21 protein-coding genes are annotated in these 22,086 nt (G+C 71.0%); 7 read left to right on the top strand and 14 right to left on the bottom strand.

What is annotated here, in order from left to right; all coding sequences use genetic code 11:
• Positions 1–119 precede the first annotated feature (119 nt).
• From V8J39_RS12500 to V8J39_RS12490, 3 genes are all read right to left on the bottom strand, one after another.
• A complete protein-coding gene (locus V8J39_RS12500) occupies positions 120–1,334 on the bottom strand; it encodes an NAD(P)/FAD-dependent oxidoreductase (protein ID WP_336461607.1) in 1,215 nt (404 codons plus the stop codon).
• A 4-nt stretch (positions 1,335–1,338) separates the two neighbouring features.
• Positions 1,339–1,656: a 2Fe-2S iron-sulfur cluster-binding protein gene (locus V8J39_RS12495; RefSeq protein WP_336461251.1), complete on the bottom strand. Its 318-nt coding sequence runs from the start codon at positions 1,654–1,656 to the stop codon at positions 1,339–1,341.
• 92 nt (positions 1,657–1,748) lie between these two features.
• Positions 1,749–2,888 carry an SRPBCC family protein gene (locus tag V8J39_RS12490; RefSeq protein WP_336461250.1) on the bottom strand — a complete coding sequence of 380 codons (1,140 nt, stop codon included), beginning with the start codon at positions 2,886–2,888 and terminating at the stop codon, positions 1,749–1,751.
• A gap of 412 nt (positions 2,889–3,300) precedes the next feature.
• Here V8J39_RS12490 and V8J39_RS12485 point away from each other — a divergent pair, with 412 nt between their 5' ends.
• The gene (locus tag V8J39_RS12485) at positions 3,301–5,289 is read left to right on the top strand and encodes an alpha/beta hydrolase domain-containing protein (RefSeq protein ID WP_336461249.1); all 1,989 of its coding nucleotides are present in this window, start codon (positions 3,301–3,303) and stop codon (positions 5,287–5,289) included.
• 12 nt (positions 5,290–5,301) lie between these two features.
• Here V8J39_RS12485 and V8J39_RS12480 read toward each other — a convergent pair whose 3' ends face one another.
• The 5 genes from V8J39_RS12480 to V8J39_RS12460 all read right to left on the bottom strand — a co-directional run bounded on the left by V8J39_RS12480 (position 5,302) and on the right by V8J39_RS12460 (position 10,108).
• Positions 5,302–6,231 carry a LysR family transcriptional regulator gene (locus V8J39_RS12480; RefSeq protein WP_336461248.1) on the bottom strand — a complete coding sequence of 310 codons (930 nt, stop codon included), beginning with the start codon at positions 6,229–6,231 and terminating at the stop codon, positions 5,302–5,304.
• A complete protein-coding gene (locus V8J39_RS12475; protein WP_336461247.1) occupies positions 6,231–6,908 on the bottom strand; it encodes a DUF1028 domain-containing protein in 678 nt (225 codons plus the stop codon). Before V8J39_RS12475 ends, V8J39_RS12480 begins: the two co-directional genes overlap by 1 nt.
• Positions 6,909–6,951: 43 nt before the next feature.
• A complete protein-coding gene (locus tag V8J39_RS12470; RefSeq protein WP_336461246.1) occupies positions 6,952–7,365 on the bottom strand; it encodes a RidA family protein in 414 nt (137 codons plus the stop codon).
• A 35-nt stretch (positions 7,366–7,400) separates the two neighbouring features.
• The gene (locus tag V8J39_RS12465; protein WP_336461245.1) at positions 7,401–8,684 is read right to left on the bottom strand and encodes a flavin-containing monooxygenase; all 1,284 of its coding nucleotides are present in this window, start codon (positions 8,682–8,684) and stop codon (positions 7,401–7,403) included.
• A gap of 194 nt (positions 8,685–8,878) precedes the next feature.
• Positions 8,879–10,108 carry a Zn-dependent hydrolase gene (locus V8J39_RS12460; protein ID WP_336461244.1) on the bottom strand — a complete coding sequence of 410 codons (1,230 nt, stop codon included), beginning with the start codon at positions 10,106–10,108 and terminating at the stop codon, positions 8,879–8,881.
• A 224-nt stretch (positions 10,109–10,332) separates the two neighbouring features.
• On the opposite strand from V8J39_RS12460, the gene V8J39_RS12455 reads away from it, so the two are divergent.
• From V8J39_RS12455 to V8J39_RS12440, 4 genes are all read left to right on the top strand, one after another.
• Positions 10,333–11,307, top strand: a complete 975-nt coding sequence (locus V8J39_RS12455) for a phosphotransferase family protein (protein WP_336461243.1) — start codon at positions 10,333–10,335, stop codon at positions 11,305–11,307.
• Positions 11,304–12,254 (top strand): choline/ethanolamine kinase family protein, encoded by a 951-nt coding sequence (locus V8J39_RS12450; RefSeq protein WP_336461242.1) that lies wholly within the window; start codon positions 11,304–11,306, stop codon positions 12,252–12,254. Before V8J39_RS12455 ends, V8J39_RS12450 begins: the two co-directional genes overlap by 4 nt.
• Before the next feature lie 282 nt (positions 12,255–12,536).
• Entirely contained in the window at positions 12,537–13,448 is a 912-nt protein-coding gene (locus V8J39_RS12445) for a helix-turn-helix domain-containing protein (RefSeq protein ID WP_336461241.1), read from the top strand.
• The gene (locus tag V8J39_RS12440) at positions 13,445–14,239 is read left to right on the top strand and encodes an HAD-IIA family hydrolase (RefSeq protein WP_336461240.1); all 795 of its coding nucleotides are present in this window, start codon (positions 13,445–13,447) and stop codon (positions 14,237–14,239) included. Before V8J39_RS12445 ends, V8J39_RS12440 begins: the two co-directional genes overlap by 4 nt.
• 3 nt (positions 14,240–14,242) lie before the next feature.
• Here V8J39_RS12440 and V8J39_RS12435 read toward each other — a convergent pair whose 3' ends face one another.
• Together V8J39_RS12435 and V8J39_RS12430 are read right to left on the bottom strand one after the other, a co-directional pair.
• A complete protein-coding gene (locus V8J39_RS12435; protein ID WP_336461239.1) occupies positions 14,243–14,662 on the bottom strand; it encodes a MarR family winged helix-turn-helix transcriptional regulator in 420 nt (139 codons plus the stop codon).
• Positions 14,663–14,795: 133 nt separating this feature from the next.
• Positions 14,796–15,830, bottom strand: coding sequence for a substrate-binding domain-containing protein (locus V8J39_RS12430; RefSeq protein WP_336461238.1), 1,035 nt, complete (start codon positions 15,828–15,830; stop codon positions 14,796–14,798).
• 225 nt (positions 15,831–16,055) lie between these two features.
• On the opposite strand from V8J39_RS12430, the gene V8J39_RS12425 reads away from it, so the two are divergent.
• Positions 16,056–17,504 carry an amidase gene (locus tag V8J39_RS12425; RefSeq protein WP_336461237.1) on the top strand — a complete coding sequence of 483 codons (1,449 nt, stop codon included), beginning with the start codon at positions 16,056–16,058 and terminating at the stop codon, positions 17,502–17,504.
• A 10-nt stretch (positions 17,505–17,514) separates the two neighbouring features.
• Positions 17,515–18,207 (top strand): cysteine hydrolase family protein, encoded by a 693-nt coding sequence (locus V8J39_RS12420; protein WP_336461236.1) that lies wholly within the window; start codon positions 17,515–17,517, stop codon positions 18,205–18,207.
• 28 nt (positions 18,208–18,235) lie between these two features.
• Here V8J39_RS12420 and V8J39_RS12415 read toward each other — a convergent pair whose 3' ends face one another.
• From V8J39_RS12415 to V8J39_RS12400, 4 genes are read right to left on the bottom strand one after another with little or no spacing between them, the layout of a single operon-like run.
• Complete coding sequence (locus tag V8J39_RS12415) at positions 18,236–19,096, bottom strand: urease accessory protein UreD (protein WP_336461235.1); 861 nt, start codon at positions 19,094–19,096, stop codon at positions 18,236–18,238.
• Positions 19,093–19,698, bottom strand: a complete 606-nt coding sequence (gene ureG / locus V8J39_RS12410) for an urease accessory protein UreG (protein WP_336461234.1) — start codon at positions 19,696–19,698, stop codon at positions 19,093–19,095. The genes V8J39_RS12415 and ureG overlap by 4 nt, the downstream gene beginning before the upstream one ends.
• Entirely contained in the window at positions 19,695–21,398 is a 1,704-nt protein-coding gene (gene ureC / locus V8J39_RS12405) for an urease subunit alpha (RefSeq protein WP_336461233.1), read from the bottom strand. The genes ureG and ureC overlap by 4 nt, the downstream gene beginning before the upstream one ends.
• A complete protein-coding gene (locus V8J39_RS12400) occupies positions 21,395–22,069 on the bottom strand; it encodes an urease subunit beta (RefSeq protein ID WP_336461232.1) in 675 nt (224 codons plus the stop codon). Before V8J39_RS12400 ends, ureC begins: the two co-directional genes overlap by 4 nt.
• Positions 22,070–22,086 lie beyond the last annotated feature (17 nt).

Here is a 22,086-nt window from a genome sequence, read left to right as displayed (position 1 = left end):
GCCGATCAGGGGCCGGCCGGCCGGATGGACAGGCGCCCGTGTCGGGCGCCTGGCTCGGGCTTCGGTGTCGGGCTTCGGTATCAGGCGTCTGCCTCAGGCGTCCGGTTCAGGCGCCCGGATCAGGCGGGGGCTTTCGAGAAGGCCATCACCGCCTGCCAGCCCTCGGCCACCGCGTCGGGGGCGGGGGCCGACCCGGCGGCAAGGAACCGGCGCGCCAGCATGTGCATCGCCGGATCGCTGACCGCATCGACGGCGCAAAGCCGGTCACCGGCATAATACCAGTGCGACACCGCGCCCGCGCGCTTGCCCGCGCAGGTGACGATCCGGTCGGCGCCGGTGCCGATCCCGGCGATCTGCAGCTTCAGGTCGTACTGGTCCGACCAGAACCACGGCACCGGCGCATAGGCCACCGACGCCCCCAGCATGTTCTGCGCCGCGCAGGCGGCCTGGTCGATGGCGTTCTGCACCGACTCGAGCCGCCCCGGCACGCCGCCCAGCGGGAAGGTCGCGCAATCCCCGGCCGCGAAGATCCGCGGATCCTCCGTCGCGCAGAAGCCGTCGACGAGGATGCCGTTGCGCGTGGCAAGGCCCGCCGCCGCCGCCAGCGCATCCCCGGCGACCGCGCCGATCCCGACCAGCACGAGGTCGGCGGGCACCACCGTTCCATCGTCCAGTTCGACGCCCTGCGCCCGCGTCTCGCCCAGGATGCGGCTGACCCCGCATCCCTCGATGATGCGCACGCCCTCGGCCCTGTGCCGGGCCCGCAGCAGCGCCGCCGTCTCGGCACAGGCGACGCGGTTGAGGATGCGCGCGCCGGCCTCGACCAGCGTGACCTCAAGCCCCAGACCGCGTGCCACCGCCGCGACCTCGAGCCCGACATATCCGCCGCCGATCACCGCCAGCCGCCTGGCACCGGCAAGCGCGCCGCGCAGCGCGACAGCGTCCCCGAGGCCGCGCAGAGACAGCACGCCCGCCAGCGTGCCGCCGATCCCGGACGGCAGGCGCCGGGCCTGCGACCCGGTGCACAGCAGCAGCCGGTCGAAGCGGACCGCCGTGCCATCCGATAGCTGCACGCAAGCCGCCGCCCGGTCGATGCGCTCGGCCCGGACGCCCAGCCTCAGCGTCACGCCCTCGTACCAGGCCTGCGGCCGCAGCGAGAGCGTGGCCGCCTCGACCTCGCCCTTCAGCATCGCCTTCGACAGCGGCGGGCGCTGATAGGGCAGCGCGGTCTCGTCGCCGATCAGGGTGATCGCGGCGGTGCTGCCGGCCTTGCGCAGCGTCTCGATCGCGGACACGGCGGCCTGCCCGGCCCCCAGGATGACGATGTCGGCCACCATGTCAGACCCCCGGAACCGTCAGGCGCAGCCCGTCGAAGGCCGGCGTCACCGTCAGCTGGCAGCTCAGCCGGCTTGTCGGTTCGCGCCCGGCATCGACCATGTCGAGCATGTCGTCCTCCATCGCGTCCGGCGACCCGAGGGCGGCGGCGCGGGCGGGGTCCACCACCACGTGGCAGGTCGCGCAGGCCAGGTTGCCGCCGCACTCGCTGTGGATGCCCTCGATCCCCAGCCCGCGGGCGGCCTCCATGAGGGTGCGGCCCACGGCCACCTCTGCCTCGACCTCGCGGCCCGAGGCGCAGATCCATGTGATGCGCGGCATGTCAGGGGGTCTCCGTTCGATGGGCCGGGCAAGCCGAAAGACGCCGCGCGGGGAACGCGCAGCGCCGGATCGGGCCCGGGAAGGCAGGAAGGTCAGGCGGGGACGGAGCCGGGCGACACCTTGCCCGAGATCCACTGCGCGAACTCGTAGTTCGGGCGCTCCAGGTGCGACAGCGGCCCCGGCACGGCGAAGCGGCTTTGCAGCCCCTGCCAGACGCGTTCGGTGCAGCCCTTGTCCTCTTCGTTCACGTCATCGAGCAGGGCCTTGAGCGCGGCGAAATATTCGGGCGCTTTCGGGTCCTGCATGAACTCGGGCGACAGGCCGCCGCCGTACAGGATCTTGACGTGATCGGGACCGTCGGGAACCAGCGACAGGTACCAGAAATACCCCGGCGTCAGCGTGATCATCAGCGAGGGATACAGCGCCAGCAGCCATGTCCGGCGGCGATCCTCGCCCTCGAGCACGGTGTTGGTCGGATGCGCCAGCGCCAGCGGGACGGTGTCGTCCTTCAGGATGTGGTGATAGTTGAACCCCGGATAACCCTCGGGGCAGACCATGTCCTTGAGCTTGGTCGCGCCGCCGATCGTGCCGCCGTGGCACATCGGCAGGTGGTAGCTCTCCATGAAGTTCTCGGCGAGGATCTTCCAGTTGGTGTTCCAGCGGTGCTCTTCCCGGAAGGTCTCGACATAGCTCGACATGTCGAGATAGCCGACCAGGTCGTCGACGCCGGCGAAGACCACGTCCGGCTCGGGCAGGCTGTCGTCGAGCGTGAGCATGATCCAGCCCTTCCAGTCCACGCAGCGGATCGCGGGCAGGCGGGTGTCCTTCTTGCAGAAGCTCCCGTTCAGCTCCATCGCAGGCGCGCCGCGCAGCGAGCCGTCGAGCGAATAGGTCCAGGCGTGGTACGGGCAGGTGATCGTGCGCGTGGTGCCGCGCCCTTCCAGCAGGATCGACATCCGGTGCCGGCAGACGTTCGACATCGCGCGCAGCACCTCGTCCTGATCGCGGACGACGATGATCGCCTCGCCCGCGACCTCGAGCGTCATGTAGGCGCCCGGGCCCTTCAGCGCATCGGCCCGGCCGGCGCAGATCCAGCTTTTCGCGAAGATCTCGGACTGTTCCAGCGCCAGGAAGTCAGGTGACTTGTAGACCGAGGCGGGCATCGCCTGCGCGCTTTCGAAGGGGGTGGCGACGTTGTCGGCCAGTTCCTTCGCGGCGGTAACCTTGTTCATCTGACGCTCCTGTCGGTTTGCGGGACGCGGGCTCGCCCGTCTGGCGGGTGCATCTCCGGTCAGGGTCGCGCTGGGAGGCGGCAAGACGGGGAGGGCCGGGGAGGCACCCTGCCGCCGAACCTGCCGTGCGCGCCGCGTCAGGAAAAGGAAGAAATACTTTAGGTTGGGTTAGGAAAATACGAAGGGTGCCGGGGGCCTGTCGACGGCGCTGAAGGCGCCCTGACCGTCCATATTTTTCCGATTGAATACAGCATGATGGCGACGCCCCGGCCGACAGTGCCCCGGCCGCGCCGCGGCCACCGCCGACACGGCGATGCGCGGCTGCATCGCCCCGTGACCCGCGGCGCCGGGCGCGGTTAAAGCTAACCCGCCGGCGCGGTAGACAGGGGGCGGCAGCAAAAGGAGCCAGCCATTGATCGCGCTCGACATCGCGACGCAGGCCGAATTCGCCGGGGGCCGCACCTTCGGTTCCGCCGGGCGCTATACCGCGTCCGAGGGTCGGGTCCGGCTGGCGATCCGACCCGAGCAGATCGGCGCGGACGGCATCTGGACGCCCGAGCGGATTGCGACGGACCCGGCGGGCCTGATCCGGGCGGAGTGCGACGCCACCCTGCTGGTGCCTGACACGGGCAACGGCACGCTGCTGGTCGAATTCGTGAACCGCGGGCGCACGCGGCTGCTGTCCACCTATTGCGACGCGCCCGAGGCGAACCGACCCGTCACGGCGGATCAGGCCGGGAACGGCTGGCTGATGGAGCAGGGCTATACCCTGCTGTCGCTGGCCTGGCAGGGGGATCTGCTGCCGGGCGCGGGGCGGCTGACGGCGCGGCTTCCCGGGTTCACCGACGATCGCCCGACCCGGATCGCCACCGAATACGTGGTCAACGATCCCGGCCACACCTGCCTGCCGCTGTCGGGCGACATCATCGTGCGCAGCTATCCCGCGACCTCGACCGATCCCGCGCGGGCCCGCCTGACCCGCCGCCGCTGGCCCGAGAGCCCGCGCGAGCCGCTGGACGGCTGGGCCTTCGAACGGGTGGAAACCTCGGCCGCGGGGCGGTTCGGCCCGCCCGCGAAGATCGCGGTGACCCCGAGCGCAGAGCACCTGCACCTGCCCGCCGGGTTCGAGCCGGGCTGGATCTACGAGCTGGACTACGAGGCGACCGGCGCCCTTGCCTTCGACATCGGTTTCGTCGCGATCGCCGAAACCGTCGCCTTCCTGCGCCACGGGGGCGCGGGCAATCCGCTGGCCGGCCGCATCGCGCGGACCATCGGCATCGGGCAGTCGCAATCGGGCCGGGCGCTGCGCGAATTCCTGTGGCGCGGCTTCAACCGCGACAGCGCCGGCCGGGCGGTCTTCGACGGCATCCTGCCGCATGTCGCGGGCGCGGGCCGGATCGCGATGAACCGCTACGCCAATCTCAACATCCCCTCGTCGCGGGACTACGAGGATCATGCCCATCCGTCGGACCTGTTCCCCTTCGCCTACGCGGCCTCGACCGACCATCTCAGCGGCCGCCGCGACGCGATCCTGAAGCGGCCCGGCATCGATCCGAAAGTGATCCACAGCCAGACCTCGGCCGAGTACTGGCATCGCCGCGGCTCGCTCGTGCACACGGACACGCAGGGAAACGACCTGCCGGAACCGGAGGGGCTGCGCTGCTACCTGTTCGCCGGCGCGCATCACGTGCCGCCCAACCCGCCGGTGCGGCCGGTGCGCGGCTATTGCCAGCAGCTGGGCAACACCGTCTATGTCGCGCCGCTGGAACAGGGGCTGCTGCAGATCATGCAGGACTGGCTGACCGGCGTGGCCCTGCCGCCGCCCTCGCGCGTGCCCACGCGCGCCGCGGCGACGCTGGTGTCGCCCGAGGAGTGCCTTGCCCGGTTCCCCGCCCCCGAGGGCACCGCCCTGCCCCGGCACGACAACCGGCTGGAGGCGATCGACTATGGCACCGCCTTCGCCGCCGGTGGCGCGGCGGCCGCGGACGCCCGGCCCGATCCCGCGCGGCGCTACGTGACGCTGGTCCCGGCCTGCGACGCGACCGGCAACGACCTCGGCGGGATCCGCCCGCCGATGCTCGACGCCCCGCTGGGCAGCTACACCGGCTGGAACCTGCGCTCGGCCGAACAGGGCGGCGTGCGGCTGTTCTCGTTCGCGGGCGGCTACATCCCCTTCGCGGTGACTAAGGCCGAGGCGGCGGCGCAGGCCGACCCGCGGCCCGCGATCCTGTCGCTGTTCCCGACGCCGGAACGCTATGCGCAGGCGATCGGCACGGCGGCCCGCGCGCTGCTGGCCGAGCGGTTCATCCTGCCGCAGGGTGTCGACGCCTTCCTGCGCCACGCGGCGGGATGGGGGCGGGTCAATCATGTCCACGGCCTGTCCGAGCCGGGGGCGGACTGACCGCCCCGGCCCTCAGCCCGCGTTCATGCTGAACGGAGTGGCCGAGGTGATGTTCTGCTGCACGTGGCTGACGAAGGCCGACACCGTGCGCGACCGGTCCATGCCATCGGTGATCAGAAGGCCCAGCCGCAGCGACCGCACCGGGCCGCTCAGGGGCACGAAGCGCAGCTTGCCGCCATCGGGCGCCTCGTTCGACAAGGGCCGGATGTTGGCCACCGAATAGCCGAAGCCGTTGGCGACGAGCGAGCGCATCACCGCGATGTCGCGGGTGCGCTCGACGATGTCGGGGCGCACGCCGAGGGTCGAGTAGAACGACAGGAAGTAGTCGCTGCTCATCGGCAGGTCGAGCAGCACCATCGGGTAGTCCGCAAGGTCGAGCGGCGAGACATGGCTGCGATCGGCCAGCGGGTGCCCCTCGCCGAAGAGGGCGAAGGGCGGCAGGTCGACCAGCGGCAGGAAGGTGAAGTCCGCCGGGATGTTCAGGTCGTAGGTCAGCGCCACGTCAAGCTTGGCGGTGCGCAGGTCCGCCAGCAGTTCCGACTGGTCGCGCTCGTACTGGTGGAAGGTGACCTCCGGGTAGAGATCGACGAAGCCGCGGCGCAGCCGGGGCAGCAGGATCTGCGCGAAGGTCAGCAGGCAGCCGACGCGCAGCTCTCCGCGCACCTTGCCCGCGATGTCATTGGCCAGATCGGTCAGGCCCTGCGCGCTGGCCAGGGTCTCGCGCGCGCCGGTCAGGAAGCGGAAGCCGGCGTGCGACAGCGACAGGCTGTGGGCATGGCGGCGCACGAACAGCTTCAGGCCGAACTCGGCCTCGAGCTGGGCGATGGCGGTCGAGATCGTCGGGGACGAGACGTTGACCTTCTGCGCGGCCTGCGCGATCGAGCCACAATCGCAGACGGCGACGAAGTATTCGAGCTGTCTGAGCGTGACGCGCAGCGGCATTACCGGTCGCCCGGCACGCCGTAGGACGGTGCGGCGACGGGGTTCAGCGCCCGGGTGACGTAATCGTCGGCCTGCGGGCGATAGACCTCCCACGCCCGCGCCAGCGCGGCGATGGGGCAGCCCTCGTCCAGCCAGTCGATGCGAAGGTCGACATAGGGCCAGCTTTGCGTCCCGGCGATCAGCAGCCCGGCGGACCGCACCGGGCCCGCCTCGCCACCGGCGGCAAGTCCGGCCTGAAGCGCGGCCGTCAGCCGGTCGCCCAGCGACCCGGTCGCGCCCTCGAACCCGGCCACCATGGCGGCGGGGACGCCGGCATCGGCCAGCAGGTTGCCGCCCGACGCGCAGTTGCGCCCGGCGGCCTCGCTCCAGACGCCAAGGGCGCGCGGGCCGGAATGGATCGCCGTCGCGCCCGAGCCGTCGACAGCCAGCAGCTGGCGATAGTCGGGATGGGCGTCGCCGTCGCGCGCGGCGGCCACGGCGGCGGCCGGCCCCTCGCCCGCGGCGAGGAGGTCGAGCACCCGGTCCCCGAGCGCGGGGTTGGTCACGTTCTGCGTCGCCACCGCGCCCACGCCGGGGCGGACCCAGGCGCAGCGCGCGGCGACGGCGGGCGAGGACGACGAGATCGCGACCCCGAACTGACCGGTTTCTTCACAACGGGCGACGATCGAGAACGTCATGGCAGCGCGGGTCCTTCGGGGTCGTGGCAGTGTCTTGGGGCGTTCAGTCGGGGATCACGGCGGTCGCGTCAATCTCGACCAGCCATTCGGGGCGGGCGAGCGCGACGACGACCAGGCCCGTGCAGACCGGGAACACGCCCTTGATGTATTCGCCCATGGTCCGATAGACCGCCTCGCGGTGGCGCACGTCGGTCAGGTAGACGACCAGCTTGGTCACATGCTCCATCTTGCCGCCCGATTCCTCGACCAGCTGGCGGATGTTCTGCATCACCTTGTGGGTCTGCTCGACCGGGTCGTGGCTGTCGATGTTCTTGGCGGTGTCCAGGTCCTGCGGGCACTGGCCGCGCAGGAAGATCACGGTGCCGCGGGCGACGACCGCCTGGCACAGGTCGTTGTCGAGCTTCTGCTCGGGATAGGTGTCCTTGGTGTTGAACGGGCGGATGCGGGTATGGGCCATCTGGGATCCGTGTCTTCTGGAGGGCGTGGGAAAGGTCAGGCGTTGCTGGCGCTGGACAGCGGCACGTCGTCCTGCGGGCGATAGGCGCGGTACTGGGCGTGGATCTGGATGTGGTCGGCCAGATACTTGGCGTCGTGCCAGACGCCCCAGATGAAGCTCGACCCCCGGCCCGAGAGCCAGGGCAGGCCAAGGAAGTAGATCCCCGGTTCGGAGGACACGCCGCGCTGGTGGCTGGGGCGGCCCTGGGCGTCGAAGGCGTCGACCGCCATCCAGCCGTAGTCGTTGCTGAAGCCGGTGGCCCAGATGATCGTGCCGATGCCCGCGGTCTTGAGATCCAGCGCGGTCAGCGGATCGGTGACGCTGGCAGGCATCGGCGCGATCGCATGCGCCTCGGGTTCGGGCGGCAGGTCGAGGCCGTTGCGCGCGATATAGGCGTCGGCTTCGCGCAGGACCGACAGGTAGTTCGCGTCGCCGTTGGCGATGTTGCGCTCGAGATCGGCATCGAAGGACAGCACGCCGTCCCTGCAGGCCTCGGTGCGGCCGACCAGCGTCATCCCCGCCGCCGCCAGCTCGCGGAAATCGACGGTGTGCCCGCCGTTCGCGCCGCTGACCGCGATGGTGACATGCTCCGTCCCCGGCGCCTTCGCCTGCATGTCCCACTTGCCCAGCACGCCCAGCCACCAGACGAAATCGCGGCCGCGGTAGCTGCGCGGCGGACGGTCGTGGGGGCCGACGGACAGGTAGACCTTGCGGCCGGCCCGCTGGATCTCGTCCGCGATCTGCACGCCCGAGGACCCGGCGCCGACGACAAGGACGGCCCCGCGCGGAAGTTCGGCGGGATTGCGATAGCCCGAGGAATGCATCTGCAGAACGCCCGGCTGCTCGGGCACGATGGCCGGGACGACGGGGGTCTGGAAGGCCCCGGTCGCGACGACGACGTTCAGCGCCTCGATCACGCCCTGCGATGTCTCGACCCGGAAGCCCGGACGCCCGTCAAGCCGGGCGACGCCCGTCACCGTGACGCCGCAGCGGATGTCACCGCCGAACCGCCCGAGGTAGGTCTCGAAGTAATCCGCGACCTGATCCTTCGGCACGAAGGCATCGGGCGAGATGTCGGGGAAATCCATGCTGGGGAAGCGGTCGTGCCAGGCCGGGCCGTTCGCCACCAGCGAATCCCAGCGCCGGGTCCGCCACGATTCCGCGACCCGGTCCCGCTCCAGCACCAGGTGCGACACGCCCGCGCGGGTCAGGTGCTCGCTCATCGCGACACCCGCCTGACCGGCCCCCACAACCAGCGTATCGATCGTCTCAACGGGCATCGTCGGTTTCCTTCAGGCTAACGTCCGGCTCCCTGCTTACATCCGCACTGGGTTGCAAAAAATTACGTTCTTTGTCAGCAGCGCTTAGGGAAAAGCTAATGCGATCGGCCGTCAAGACGGCGCGGGGCCGGCGGCGCCGGTCGCGGCCCCCCAGGATTGCGCGACAGGGCCACGTCAGGCCCGCGCGCCGCCGATCAGCGTTCCACCAGCGCCGACAGCGCCGCGACGAGGACATCGCGGCCATTGAGGCAATCGCGGTCATGGGTCAGCTCTGCCGGCGTGTGGCTGAGGCCACCGACACTGGGCACGAAGACAAGGCCGCTCGGCAAGGCGCCCTGCAGCGCCAGCGCGTCGTGGCCGGTGATCGACGACATCGCCATCCCCCGCAACCCGCAGCTTTGCGCGGCCTGCATCAGCGTGGCGCGCAGGGCGGGGTCGAGTGTGGTGCCCGGGCGATGCTCGTCGGCGACGACGTCGATCCCGATCTCCTGCCGGGCGGCGATCGGGCGCAGCGCGGCAAGGACGCGTTCGCCGACGGCGGCGGCGCGGGCCATCTCCCGGTGACGCATCTCGAACCAGACGGTGACGCGATGGGCCACCACGTTGGGGCTGTCGGGCTCCGCCACGATCTTCGCCGCCGACCAGTGATAGGTGTCGGCCCCGGCCGCGTCCTCCATGATCTCGTGGAAGCGCGAGATCGCGGCTGCGGCGGCGCGCATGGCATCGCGGCGACGGGCCATCGGCGTCGGCCCGGTGTGCGAGGGCGCGCCGACGAAGGCCAGCGTCAGCTTGCGCACGGCCCAGGAGTCGTTGACGATGCCGATGTCCATGCCTTGCGTTTCCAGCACGTCGCCCTGCTCGACATGCAGTTCGAGATAGCAGCGCGCCTGCAGGGAAAAGTCCCCGGCCCCGAGGAAGCCGATGCGCGACAGCTCGTCGCCCAGCGCGCGCCCCTCGCGGTCGCGCAGCGACAGCGCCTGCGCGAGCGGCATCGCGCCGGTGAAGACGCGGCTGCCGGTCAGGCTCGGCTGATAGCGCGCGCCCTCCTCGTTGGTCCAGTTCACCACCGTCAGGTCGTGGCGCGCCGCGATCCGGCCGCCCGCGACCCGCGCGGCGACCTCGGCCGCGGCGTCGAGCCCCGCGAGCACGCCCAGCACGCCGTCGAACCGCCCGCCGGTCGGCTGCGAGTCGAGGTGCGAGCCGACGAGAACCGCGCTTGTCGCCGCCGGTGCCAGCGGGAAGGTCGCGAACATGTTGCCGATCCTGTCGACCTGCACGCCGGCGCCGCGGCGGCGGGCTTCCTCGGCGAACAGTGCCCGGGCGGCGCCATCCTCGTCGCTCGCGGTCAGCCGGCGGACCCCGCCCCCGGGCGTGGCGCCGATCCGGGCGAAACGGGCGAGAAGGTCGATCAGGGTGTCGGGCATGGCGGCGACCTTCGGCTGGGGGACGGGGTACTCGGCCCTGACTAGATCCTCGCCGCGCGCGATGCAGCCGCGCGGGGCGCCGGCGGAGGCTCAGGCATGAAACGCTGGAGCCGCAGGCAAATCCCCGGCCTGCCCGCGATATACATCGACCGGTCCAGCGGGCAGTCTTGCGGGTGACACCACGGCCCCCGGCCCCGCGCGGCCGGATCTGCAGCGGACCCCGGATGACCCAAGTTGCCCAAGACGAGGAGCTTCGCGCGGCGCTGCGCGGCATCGACGGCTTCGACACGCCCGATCTCGAGATCGGCACCGCCTTCCCGGTGCTGGCCTCGCCCAGCTGGCGCGGGGTCGACGGCGCGCCGCTGATCGTGCGCAACCGCGCCGCGGGGCGCAGCCTGTTCGTCAAGCGCCTGCATCCCGACACCGCCTTCTACATCGATCCTGACGCGGCCTGCGCCGCCGCGACCGCGGCCGGCGCGGCCGGGATCGGCCCGCGGGTCCTGCTGGCACGGCCCTCGCAGGGCCTTCTGGTGATGGAGGACCTGTCGCCCGGCTGGCAGGTCTGCGGGCTGGAGCGCGTCGCCCGGGCCGGCTTTGCCGATCGGCTCCTGCAGCGCCGCGCGGACTGCGCGCGATTGCCCGGGATCACCCGGGCCGTGGACGTCTTCACCGAGTTGCCCCTGTTCCACGCGATGCTGTGCGACACCGGGGCCCCGGTCCCCTCGGACATGGGCTGGGTCTTCGACACGGTGATGCGCGCCGCCCCCGAGGCGCGGGGCGCCTGCGCCGCACGGGTCGTGATCCACGGCGACGGCAACCTGTCGAACGTGATGACGGCCGCCGACGGCCGGATCCGGCTGGTCGACTTCGACCGCTGCGGCGTCGGCAGCCCGCTGGAAGAGATCGGCTCGGCGCTGGTCGAGATGTGCGAACTCGACCCCGCCGCGCGGCAGGTCTTCGCGCGCTGCCTGCCGATGTGGGAGGGGCTTGGCATCGACCCCGAGCGCGGCTTTGCCGCCGCCCGCCTTTACGGCGTCGCCGACGACCTGCGCTGGGCGATGATCGCCATGGTGCTCGACCACGTCTCGCCGCGCCGGACACAGAACGAATTCTACAAGTTCGGGATCTGGCGCTTCCTGCGGGCGCGCATCGCGATCCGCGACCCGCGCTTCGGTGAGCGGCTGGGGGTGGCGGCATGATCCTGAACCGCAGGCTCGGCGAGGGCGAGACGGCGGACGAGCGCACGGCCGAGGCCGCGATCCGGCGCGTGCCGCAGTGGCAGGACCGCCTGCACGATGTCAGCTACGGCATGCTGGTCGGCGGGCTGAACAACCGCAACTGGCGCATCAGCGTGGCGGGCGACACGCGGGACTACTTCCTCAAGGTCCCCGGGGCGGGCACCGAGATCTTCATCGACCGCGCCGCCTCGAACGAGGCCGCGGTCAACGCCCACCGGCTGGGGATCGCGCCCGAGGTCATCTTCTATGCGCCCGAGGACGGCACCGAGGTGCACGAGTTCCTCGATGGCTACCTCACCTGCACCACCGCCGATTTCGCCCGCCCCGAGATCCGCGCGGACGTGATCGGCCTGTTCCGCACCCTGCATTCCGGCCCGCGGCTGTCGCTGGTCAAGACGATCTTCGACCTGATCGACGAGCATCTCGAACAGGCGCGGACGTTGCAGTCGGACATGCCCGGGGACCTCGGCTGGCTGCTGCACCACTACGAACGGATCCGGGCGGCGATGCTCGCGTCGGGGCTGGATCTGGTGACCTGCTACAACGATCCGATGCCGGGCAACTTCCTGATCGCGCCGGGGCGGCCGATGCGGCTGATCGACTACGAATTCGCCTCGACGAACGAACGCAGCTACGACATCGGCGTCTTCGCCTGCGAGATGTTCCTTGACGATGACGAGACCGAGGCCCTGATCGAGGCCTATTTCGGCCGGGTGACGCCGCAGATGATCGCCCGCGTGAACCTCAACCGCATCCTCGCGGACCTGAAATGGGGCAGCTGGGCGGTGGTGAACCGCAAGCTGTCCGACTGGGATTTCGATTTCCAGAAATACGGCCTGTGGAAGTACATGCGCGGCAAGGCGATGATGCGCGATCCGCGGTTCGCCGACTGGCTGCGGCGCGCCTGACGCGAGCCGTCCGCGGGCTGCCCGAAAGGCCCGCACCCGCGCGACGCCCGCCCAAGATGCAGGCATCCGCCACGCCATCCAGACGGCGCCGCGCGCAGATAATTGCCGTTTCAATTATATCGGATGACGGTACCCGGGCGGCGGCGCACTGGCGCGCCCCGGTTTCAAGGACGATGCCCTGACTGTTCTGCCCACATCCCCGCATTGGCGCCCGGCGGCGGGCCAACGCGACGGCACCGCCATTCAGGCGCGGGCAGCGGCCCCGTGCCCCGGGGCCGCGCCATGCTGATCGAGCGGCTCGGGATGGACAGCCCGGAGACAGGCCGCGCGCTCGCGCTCGGGCGGCTGACGATCCGGCGCGACCGGCTGGCCGCGCCGGAGCGGCTGCACCAGCCCTCGGGTCCGGGATCCGACGGCTATGCGCTGGTGATCCCCTGCCGCGGCGCCCTGCGCTTTCACCACGCGGACCGGACCGGCGAGGTGGCGGAGGGTGGCTACCTGCTTCTTGACCGCGCACGGTTCTTCGCGATCTCGGGCGCGCCGGCGCAGCGCTTCTGGTCGGTGTCCCTGCCGGCCGAGGAGACGCGCCTACGGATCCCGGCCATCGAGGATCATCTGGCGGGGCGGTGCGCGCAGGATCCGCAGATGGCCCGGCTGCTTGCGCGGATGATCGAGACGACGGCGACGCTGTTCCATGCCCATCCCCCCGCGCAGCCCGAGGCGCTCGCGGCCGAGATCGTCGCGCTGGTGGCCCTTGTCCTGCGCGCCGAGACGGTCCCCGCGCCCGGGGTCGGGCGCACTGGCCGGGCCCGGACCCGCCACCGGATCATGCGCTACATCGCCCACCACCTGGCTGACCCCGACCTGCGCCCGGCGCAGCTTGCGCGCACGCACGGCATCTCGGTCAGCCACCTGCACGCCCTGTTCGCCGACACCGGCACCACGGTCGGCAACTACATCCAGTCGAGCCGGCTGCAGGCGGCCTATGAGATCCTCGTGGCCGAGGCCGGCCACGGCCTGACCGTGTCCGAGGCGGCCTTCCGCACCGGCTTCAAGAGCGTCCCGCATTTCTCGCGCAGCTTCTCGCGCCGCTTCGGCCTGCCGCCGACGGCCATGAGGACCGCCGCGGCCGCCACCCTGCCCGCGAAGTCCCGTTTCCGGGACGCGGGAAAGATGACGCAGGAGAGATCATGACCCGACAGATCCGCGCCGTCCTGTGCGACGTGGACGGCGTCATCTTCAGCGGCGAGACGCCGATCGCCACGGCGTTCGCGGCACTGATCGACTGGCAGGCCCGCGCGATCCCCTTCGCCTTCGTCACCAACAATTCGTCCTTCACCGCGGCGGATTTCGCCGCGCGGCTGAAGGCCGAAGGGATCACGGTCGGCGCCGACCGGATCGTGACCCCGATCGGCGCGGTCGAGACGCTGATCCGCTCGGGGTTCGCCCCCGGGCCGCGGGTGATGGTGATCGGCAACGCGGGCCTGGCCGGGGCGGCGCTGGCGGCGGGCGCCGAGATCGTGGCCGACGCCTCTGCCGATCTCGTGCTGCTGGGGACCGACTACGACCTGACCTATGACAAGCTGCGGCAGGCGACCCGGGCGCTGCTGGCGGGCGCGCGGCTGGTCGCGACCAACCCGGACCTGCTGTCGCCGACGCCCGAGGGGCCCGAACCCTGCGTGGGCGCGCTGGTGGCGCTGTTCGTGGCCGCCGTCCCCGGACTGGTGCCCACCGTCCTCGGCAAGCCCGCGCCGGACATGCTGATCGAGGCCGCGCGGCGGTTGCAGGTGCCGGCCGAGGGGATCGCGATGGTCGGCGACCAGATCGCTACGGACATGCGCGCGGCCCTGTCCGCCGGGATGCACCCGTTTCTGGTCACGACCGGCCTGCCGCTGTCGCGCCAGGGCGTGCCACCGGCACAGGTCACCGTGATCGAAAGCCTGTCAGAGATCCCGCTGCGCGTGCCCGCAACGGCGGCCCGCTAGCGCTCAGCCGCCGATGTCGCCGAGGATGAGGCGGATCTGGCGGATCTGGTCTTCGCTGAACGTCTCGGCGATGTGCTGCTCGTGATCGCCGCTGACATCGCCCAGCTTGCTGCACAGCTTCGCCCCCGCCGGCGCCAGCGCCACGCGCACCTTGCGCCGGTCGTCGGGATCGGCCTGACGGACCACCAGCTGTTCGCGCACCATCCGGTCGATGATCTTCGTCAGCGTCGCAGGCTCGACCAGCACGCGCTCGGCCAGCTGGCCCATCGGCAGCGGCCCGACCTGCTCAAGGGATTTCAGCACCCGGAACTGCTCGATCGCGATGCCGCCGGGCTGAAGGCGCTTGGCAAGGTCATCCTCGATCAGGCGATTTGCGCGCGCGATCAGATAGCCGATCTGTTCCGTAAGCTTCGCGTCCGCCATCTGTCTGCCTGCCTGACATCCTTTCATTTCCAAATATAGCATTATCGACAGTTATTCCAGCCCGGGGATCCTCGGGGCCGCCCGAAGCCGCCGCTGCGTGACCCGCACGCCATGAACGCGGGCACGCGGCGCTTCAGACGGTGTGGCGCACGAGGAAATCGATGCCGTCGGCCTCTGCCAGCCGCACGCTCGCGTCGCGGCTCGACCGGCCGATCAGGCGATAGGATTGCGCGCGGTCCACGTGGTGGCGCAGGTGGCGGGCCATCAGGTGGCCGTCGACGCGCCCGACGCGCTGCGCCAGCGCCGCGATCAGGTAGACCGCATCGTAGCAGTTCACCGAATTCGCGGTGACGCACGAGGTCTGCTCGGCGAAATTGTCCATGTAGCGTTCGACCATGCCGTCGCGGTCCAACCCGCGGCTCGCGTCGAAATATCCCTGCGCGGCAAACAGGTTTTCCGAGTACTGCTCGGTCACGCCCAGAAGCTGCGTCTCGTCGAAGGCGAGGTTGAGCCGCAGGGTCCGCCGCGCCAGCCCGGCCTCGGCGAAGCTGCGGTTGAAGCAGATCGCGTCCTCGCCGAGCATGGCGATGACGACGACATCGGCGCGGCTGCGCCGGATCGCGGCCAGCACCGCGTCATAGTCGCGGTCGCCCAGCGTCATCAGCGCCCGTCCGACCATGCGCCCGCCATTGCGCGAGATCGCCTGTTCGGCCGAGCCATGGGCGACGCGGGGCCAGATGTAGTCGTTGCCGACGAAGAAGAACCGCTGCGCGCGCCGGTGCGCGGCAAGCCAGGCGATGCCGGGTTCCAGCACCTCGCTGTCGGTGATCCCCAGCGTCGCCGTGCCCGGACCGCAATAGCCCCCCTCGTAATGCGGCGTGTAGACATAGGGGGCGAGCCCGTGCAGGCCCTTGCGCACCGCCGAGCGCAGGTTGCTTGCCTGCAGGCCGATCACGGCGTCGACATTCTGTTCGATCGCCAGCCGCTGCGCCGCCTCGTAGGCCGATTGCGGCGTCTCGCCCGAGTCGATGTGGACCAGCTCCACCTCGGTGCCGAGGACGCCGCCGGCCGCGTTCAGCTCGGCCGCGGCGAGCACGGCGCTCGCCTGGCAGCCCGGGGTCCAGATCCCGGCGAGTCCGCGATGAGAGAGGATCAGTCCGAGTTTCATGGAGGCCACTGAAGCATGGCGCCGGAGCCTGCGAAAAACTTTTGTGTCCCGCGTGGCGACAACCTGCCGCGGCGTCAGCGCCACGGGCTGGCATTGCCCAAAGCGAAGCCACCGGCGCCGAAATATTAATCAGGCTCTTACCACGTGGCGTCGCAGCGGCCATTTTGATTGCATCTTCTACTATCTACAATTCCATTAACTGCAGATCACCAAGGGGATTGAGTCATGAACAAACCGGCCACCATCGACATGCTCGCGACGCGCGAGATTGCGGACCTGAGCCTGCTCGAGGCAAGCCGGCTGATCTCTGGCGGCGCCGCGACGCCGCTCGAGGTGACGAAGGCGGTCCTCGCGCGGATCGAGGCGGTCGATCCGCGGATCAACTCTTATGTGACCGTGACGCGCGAGCACGCGCTGGCCCGGGCGGCGCAGGCGACCGAGGAGCGGGCCCGCGGCCTTGACCGGGGTCCGCTGCACGGCGTGCCCGTCGCGGTCAAGGACCTGTGCGAGACCGACTTCGCGCCGACCTCGGCCGGGCTTTCGCTGCTCAAGGACAATGCGACCGGCCGCAACGCGACGGTGGTGAGCCGGCTGGAACAGGCCGGCGCGGTGATCCTTGGGAAGCTTGCGATGACCGAGGGCGCCTATTCCGGCCACCACCCCGACATGCCGATCCCGACGAACCCGTGGAACGAGCAGTGCTGGGTCGGCTCGTCCTCGTCCGGCTCGGGCGCGTCGGTGGCCGCGGGGCTCTGCTTCGGCTCCCTCGGGTCCGACACCGGCGGCTCGATCCGCTTCCCCTCGGCCGCGAACGGCATCACCGGGATGAAGGGCACCTGGGGCCGCGTCAGCCGCCACGGGGTCTTCGCGCTGGCCGACAGCCTTGACCACGTCGGGCCGATGGCGCGCACGGCGGCCGACTGCGCGGCGATGATGTCGGTGCTTGCGGGGGCCGATGCCGCCGATCCGACGGCGCTGACCGCGCCGGTGCCGGATTACCTTGCCGCCTGCGGCGCCCCGATCCGCGACCTGCGCATCGGCATCGATGCCGCCGTTCTCGACAAGGTGTCGAGCGAGACGGGCGAGGTCCTGCGCGCCGCGATGGCCGCGTTCGAGGCGCTCGGCGCGATCCTGGTGCCGGTGAGCCTGCCCTGGCCCGAAGAGGCGACCACCGAATGGACGGTGCTCTGCGCGATCGAGGTCGCGATCGCCCATGCCGGCCGCTACCCCGAACAGAAGTCGGGCTATGGCCCGCACCTGGCCGGGCTTTTGGACATGGGGCTGGGCCTGTCCGCGGATGCCGTCGGCCGGGCGATGCAGTGGCGGCTGGTCTACAACGGCGCGATGGCGCGGGCGATGGCCGGCGTCGACATGGTGCTGCTGCCGGTCACCGGCGCGCCGCTGCCCTATCTCGACAACGCCTATGGCGCGCCGGCGGCGGACGGGTCGGACGCGAACCTGGGCGACCTGCTGAAATACACCGCGCCCGCCGACTTCACCGGCTATCCGTCGCTGACGCTCCCCGGCGGCATGGACCTGCGCGGCGCGCCGATCGGGTTCCAGCTGATGGGCCACGCGCTGGGCGAGGCCACGCTGTTCCGCGCCGGCCATGCCTTCCAGACGGTGACCGACTGGCACACGCTGCGCCCCGACCTGTCCGGCTTCCGCGGCTGAGGGGGACAGGATGCACAGCACCGCCATCCCCGACGAGATCCTGGCGCGCACGCGGGCACGCCGGCTGGGCCGCAGCTTTCTCGACCGGCTGGATCCCGCGACGACCGCGCTTCTGGTGATCGACCTGCAGGACGGCTTCCTGCGCGAGGGCGCCCTGCTGGAGGTGCCACTCGCGCGAGAGATCGTGCCGGTGGTGAACCGGCTCGCGGCGGACCTGCGGGCGGCCGGCGGCCATGTCGCCTTCAGCCGCTTCGCCTACCTTCCCGACGAGCCGCATCCCTGGACCGTGTTCTACGACCGCTTCCTGAACGCCGAGATCGCGCAGGAGCAGAAGGACGCCTTCGCGCCGGGGGCCGCGGATCTGCAGCTGTGGTCGGCGCTCGAGGTCGCGGGCGGGGATTTCGTGTTCGACAAGAGCCGTTACAGCGCCTTCACGCCGGGCACGAGCCCCCTGCCGGGCTGGCTGGAGCGACGGGGCATCCGGACGGTGATCGTGGTGGGCACGCTCAGCAACTGCTGCTGCGAGTCGACCGCGCGCGACGCGCTCCAGCATGGCTATGACGTCATCTTCGTCGAGGATGCGAACGCCACGCTGAGCGATGCCGAACACACGGCGGCGCTGGTCAACATGCTGACGCTGTTCGCAGATGTCGTGCCGGCGCAGGCTGTCTGCGACCGGCTTTCCGGCCGCGCCGCCGCCTGAGACGCGCCACCCGATCGCCGCGTCCGCCCTAACCGCCGGCCCCGAGCGCCCGGGCAATCGTCGCGAAGGCCTGGTCGAGCGCGCCGCCGCTTTCGGCCGCGATCCGCAGCACCTGTCCCGCCCCGCCCCGCAACGCGCCCGAGGCGGCATGGCACTGCGCCATCGCGACCGCGCCCTCGGGCCAGAGGCCGGCCCAGCGGGCCCGCTGGGCGGCCGGGCCGACCAGCACGACGCTGCCGAAGGCGGCCGGCCGCCCGGGCATCCGGCGCAGCGCGGCAAGCTGGCCCTCGTCCGCGCGCTGGCTGTCGGTCAGCACGACCCGCCCCGCCGCATCGCGCAGGGTCAGGCATGACGACCACCACCCGCCCGTGTCCTCGGCCGTGGACCCGTCCCCGGGCCCGCGGCGGCAAAAGCCGTCGAACACCACCGCGCTCGCCCCCTCGCGCACCGTCAGATCCAGCGTCTGGCGGATCCGCGCCCCCGGCGACAGCACGTAGGGGTCTGGCACGAACTGCAGCTCGGCCCCGGCACCGACCTCGATGCGCCAGCGGACGGCGCCCGGCGGGGCGTCGGGCTGCGCCCGCGGCGTGGCATGCACGAGCATCGCGCCGGCGCTGACCAGCCGCACCCGCGCCCCCGGCTCCAGCCGCAGCGCATGGCCCCAGTCGTCGCCGGGCAGCAGGGCCGCGCCCGCGGTCTGCGGCAGGACGGTCAGCGGACCGGTCCGCCCCTCGCGGCGGTAGCCGCGCGGGAAGGACCAGGGCCATTCCACGTGCCGCTCGAGGATGCCGGTCCCGCCATCGGGCATCGGGCCGCAGACCAGACGGAACTGCTCGGCCGGCACCGCCCGCGTGGCGGCGCGGGCCGGTGGTGTCGGACGCGCGTTCACCTGAACAGCACCTCGTGGCGCAGGTGCGCGATCACCGCGTCGATCCCCTCGCCGGTGCGGCAGACCGTCGGCAGCACCGGTGCCCCCGCGCGCACGCCGCGCGCCTCGTCCAGCATCCGTGCGACGTCGACGCCGACATGGGGCGCGAGGTCGGCCTTGTTCACCACCAGCAGGTTCGACTGCACGATCCCCGGCCCGCGCTTGCGCGGGATGTCGTCGCCCCCCGCGACGTCGATGACGAACATCCAGAAGTCGACGAGGTCCGGCGAGAAGGTCGAGGCGAGGTTGTCGCCCCCCGATTCCAGCAAGATCAGGTCAAGCCCGGGATAGTCGCGCTCCAGCCGGTCGGCGGCGGCCATGTTCAGCGTCGGATCCTCGCGGATGACGGTGTGAGGACAGGCGCCCGCCTGCACCGCCCGCACCCGGTCGGGATCGAGCTTGCCGCTGCGGCGCAGCCGCTCGGCATCCTCGTCCGTCACGAGGTCGTTGGTGATCACCGCCGTGTCGATCCCCTGCTCGGCCAGCCGGCCGAGCATCGCCTCGATCAGCGCCGTCTTGCCCGATCCGACCGGACCGCCGATCCCTACCCGTGCCGCCGTCATCGCAGGAAATACCTCCGTGCCAGCGGCACCTCGCGCGCCGGCTCCACCACCATCGGCACGCCGTCGGCGGTCACCGCGAAAGTCTGCGGATCGACCTCGACCTTCGGCAGCGCCGCGTTGCGCACCATGTCGGACTTGCCAAGCGCCCGCACCGACTTGATCTGCACGAACCGCTTCTGCACCCCCAGCTTCGCCTCGGTTCCCGCCGCGATCGCAAGGCGGCTGACGAAGGTCACCCCGAGGTGGCGGCGGGCCGAGCCGAGCGCGCCCCACATCGGGCGGTGCACCAGCGGCTGCGAGCCCGAGAAGCTGCCGTTGCCGTCGCCCATCGTCGCCCAGACGATGGTCCCGCCCTTGATCACGAGGTCGGGCTTGGCACCAAAGAAGGCGAAGGGCCACAGCACGATGTCGGCCATCTTGCCCGGCCCGATCGATCCGACGTGGTCGTCGATCCCGGCCGCGATCGCCGGGTTGATCGTGTATTTCGCGACATAGCGCAGGATGCGCTGGTTGTCGGCGCGCGCGGTCGTCTCCTCTGGCAGGCGGCCGATGCGGTCCTTCATCACCGAGGCCAGCTGCCAGCATTTCGCGACGTTCTCGGCCAGCCGCCCCATTCCCTGGGTGTCGGTCGCGAAGATCGAGATCGCGCCCATGTCGTGCAGCATGTCTTCGGCCGCCATGCTCTGCGGGCGGATCCGCGCCTCGGCGAAGGCCACGTCCTCCATCAGCTCGAAGCTCATCATGTGGGCGAGCATCGTCATCGGCACGCCTTCCTCGAGCGCGGGCAGCGTGAAGGGGTTCGTGGGATTGGTCGACGAGGGCAGCACGTTCGGCCAGCCGTTCACGACGAGGATGTCGGGCGCGTGGCCGCCGCCGGCGCCCTCGGTGTGGTACATGTGGATCGACCGGCCCGCGATCGCCTCCATCGTCGTCTGGTAGAAGCCGAATTCGTTGATCGTGTCGGTGTGCAGGTGCACCGAGAAATCGGCCCGGTCCGCGGCAATGAGCGAGCCGTCGAGAACGGCCGGCGAGGCGCCGAAATCCTCGTGGATCTTCACACCGAGCGCGCCGCCGGAAACGCTTTCGGCCACCGCCTCCGGGTCCGAGGCCCCGCGCCCGAGAAAGCCGAAGTTCAGCGGGTATTCGTCGGCGGCCTGGATCAGCCGGCCCAGCACGTTCGGCCCCGAGCAGCTGACATCGAAATTCGGCCCCGGCGACATGCCGATCATGGTGGTCGTGCCGCCCGCCAGCGCGTGCCAGCACTGCTGGGGCGACAGGAAATGGGCATGGGCCTCGATCGCGCCGGCGGTGACGAAATGGTTGTCGCCGTGCACGACGGTGGTGTTGGGCCCGGTCACCAGCTCGGGGTGGACCCCGTCCATGATGTCGGGGTTGCCGGCCTTGCCGATCGCCACGATCCGGCCGTCGCGGATGCCGATGTCGCCCTTCACGATCCCCAGCAGCGCGTCGATGATCACCGCGTTCTGGATCACCATGTCAAGCGCGCCCGCCGCCTGCGTGCCGGTGGTGCGGAAGCCCTCGCCATCGCGCATGATCTTGCCCGCGCCGGTCGTCAGCTCGTCGCCGTAACAGGCGTGGTCGCGCTCGATCTCGGCCAGAAGCGAGGTGTCGCCCAGCCGCACCATGTCGCCCGTCGTCGGGCCGTAGAGCGCGGCGTAGTCGCGTCGTGACAGCTTCATTCCACGTACCCCCGTGCCCTGGCCCGGTCGAGCGCGGCGCCGCGCTCGGCCTCGAGATCGCCCCCGGTCAGCCCCGCGAAGCCGTGGACGCGCCGCAGCCCGGCATAGGGCACGAGGTCGACCTCCTTCTCGATCCCGGGGTCGAAGCGCATGCCCCCGCCCGACGGCCGGTCGAGGCGCAGGCCGTAGGCAGCGGCGCGGTCGAAGGACAGCGCCGGGTTGACCTCGAAGAAATGCGCGTGGCTGCGCACCTGGATCGTGCGGTCGCCGGTGTTCAGCACCGTCAGCCGGGTGCGCGGGCGACCGGCGTTCAGCTCGATCTCGCCCTCGGCGGGGATCACCTCGCCCGGCACCGGGTCGTCGGGTCCGGGGGCGATCGGGTCGAAGACCGTCACCAGCTTGGTGCCCTCGGCCATCGACACCTCGACCGAGAAGGTGCGCAGCAGGTGGGCGACGCCGGGTTCGACATCGGCGGCGGTCAGGATCGTGCCCGCATGGCTGACGATGGCGGGATGGTCGTAGCCCAGCCGGGCCACGGTCAGCAGTTCATCGGCCAGCAGCGCGACCGCCTCGGGATGCGCAAGCCGGATCCCCAGCGCGCGGTAGCGCCGCGCCAGCTCGGCGGCGGTGAAGATCGTCAGCCGCTCGGCCTCGGTCGGGGTCAGGTGCATGGCGGTCCTCTCTGGGC

Source organism: Frigidibacter sp. MR17.24, from assembly GCF_037095655.1.
Lineage (GTDB): Bacteria > Pseudomonadota > Alphaproteobacteria > Rhodobacterales > Rhodobacteraceae > Frigidibacter.
Note: the sequence above shows the minus strand (reverse complement) of the source record. Positions and strands in the feature narration are given on the sequence as shown.

What these genes read in the sequence shown, in the direction of transcription:
- V8J39_RS12495 (WP_336461251.1), bottom strand. Translation starts at nt 1,656, where the DNA reads ATGCCGCGCATCACATGGATCTGCGCCTCGGGCCGCGAGGTCGAGGCA.
- V8J39_RS12490 (WP_336461250.1), bottom strand. Translation starts at nt 2,888, where the DNA reads ATGAACAAGGTTACCGCCGCGAAGGAACTGGCCGACAACGTCGCCACC.
- V8J39_RS12480 (WP_336461248.1), bottom strand. Translation starts at nt 6,231, where the DNA reads ATGCCGCTGCGCGTCACGCTCAGACAGCTCGAATACTTCGTCGCCGTC.
- V8J39_RS12475 (WP_336461247.1), bottom strand. Translation starts at nt 6,908, where the DNA reads ATGACGTTCTCGATCGTCGCCCGTTGTGAAGAAACCGGTCAGTTCGGG.
- V8J39_RS12470 (WP_336461246.1), bottom strand. Translation starts at nt 7,365, where the DNA reads ATGGCCCATACCCGCATCCGCCCGTTCAACACCAAGGACACCTATCCC.
- V8J39_RS12465 (WP_336461245.1), bottom strand. Translation starts at nt 8,684, where the DNA reads ATGCCCGTTGAGACGATCGATACGCTGGTTGTGGGGGCCGGTCAGGCG.
- V8J39_RS12460 (WP_336461244.1), bottom strand. Translation starts at nt 10,108, where the DNA reads ATGCCCGACACCCTGATCGACCTTCTCGCCCGTTTCGCCCGGATCGGC.
- V8J39_RS12455 (WP_336461243.1), top strand. Translation starts at nt 10,333, where the DNA reads ATGACCCAAGTTGCCCAAGACGAGGAGCTTCGCGCGGCGCTGCGCGGC.
- V8J39_RS12450 (WP_336461242.1), top strand. Translation starts at nt 11,304, where the DNA reads ATGATCCTGAACCGCAGGCTCGGCGAGGGCGAGACGGCGGACGAGCGC.
- V8J39_RS12445 (WP_336461241.1), top strand. Translation starts at nt 12,537, where the DNA reads ATGCTGATCGAGCGGCTCGGGATGGACAGCCCGGAGACAGGCCGCGCG.
- V8J39_RS12440 (WP_336461240.1), top strand. Translation starts at nt 13,445, where the DNA reads ATGACCCGACAGATCCGCGCCGTCCTGTGCGACGTGGACGGCGTCATC.
- V8J39_RS12435 (WP_336461239.1), bottom strand. Translation starts at nt 14,662, where the DNA reads ATGGCGGACGCGAAGCTTACGGAACAGATCGGCTATCTGATCGCGCGC.
- V8J39_RS12430 (WP_336461238.1), bottom strand. Translation starts at nt 15,830, where the DNA reads ATGAAACTCGGACTGATCCTCTCTCATCGCGGACTCGCCGGGATCTGG.
- V8J39_RS12425 (WP_336461237.1), top strand. Translation starts at nt 16,056, where the DNA reads ATGAACAAACCGGCCACCATCGACATGCTCGCGACGCGCGAGATTGCG.
- V8J39_RS12420 (WP_336461236.1), top strand. Translation starts at nt 17,515, where the DNA reads ATGCACAGCACCGCCATCCCCGACGAGATCCTGGCGCGCACGCGGGCA.
- ureG (WP_336461234.1), bottom strand. Translation starts at nt 19,698, where the DNA reads ATGACGGCGGCACGGGTAGGGATCGGCGGTCCGGTCGGATCGGGCAAG.
- ureC (WP_336461233.1), bottom strand. Translation starts at nt 21,398, where the DNA reads ATGAAGCTGTCACGACGCGACTACGCCGCGCTCTACGGCCCGACGACG.
- V8J39_RS12400 (WP_336461232.1), bottom strand. Translation starts at nt 22,069, where the DNA reads ATGCACCTGACCCCGACCGAGGCCGAGCGGCTGACGATCTTCACCGCC.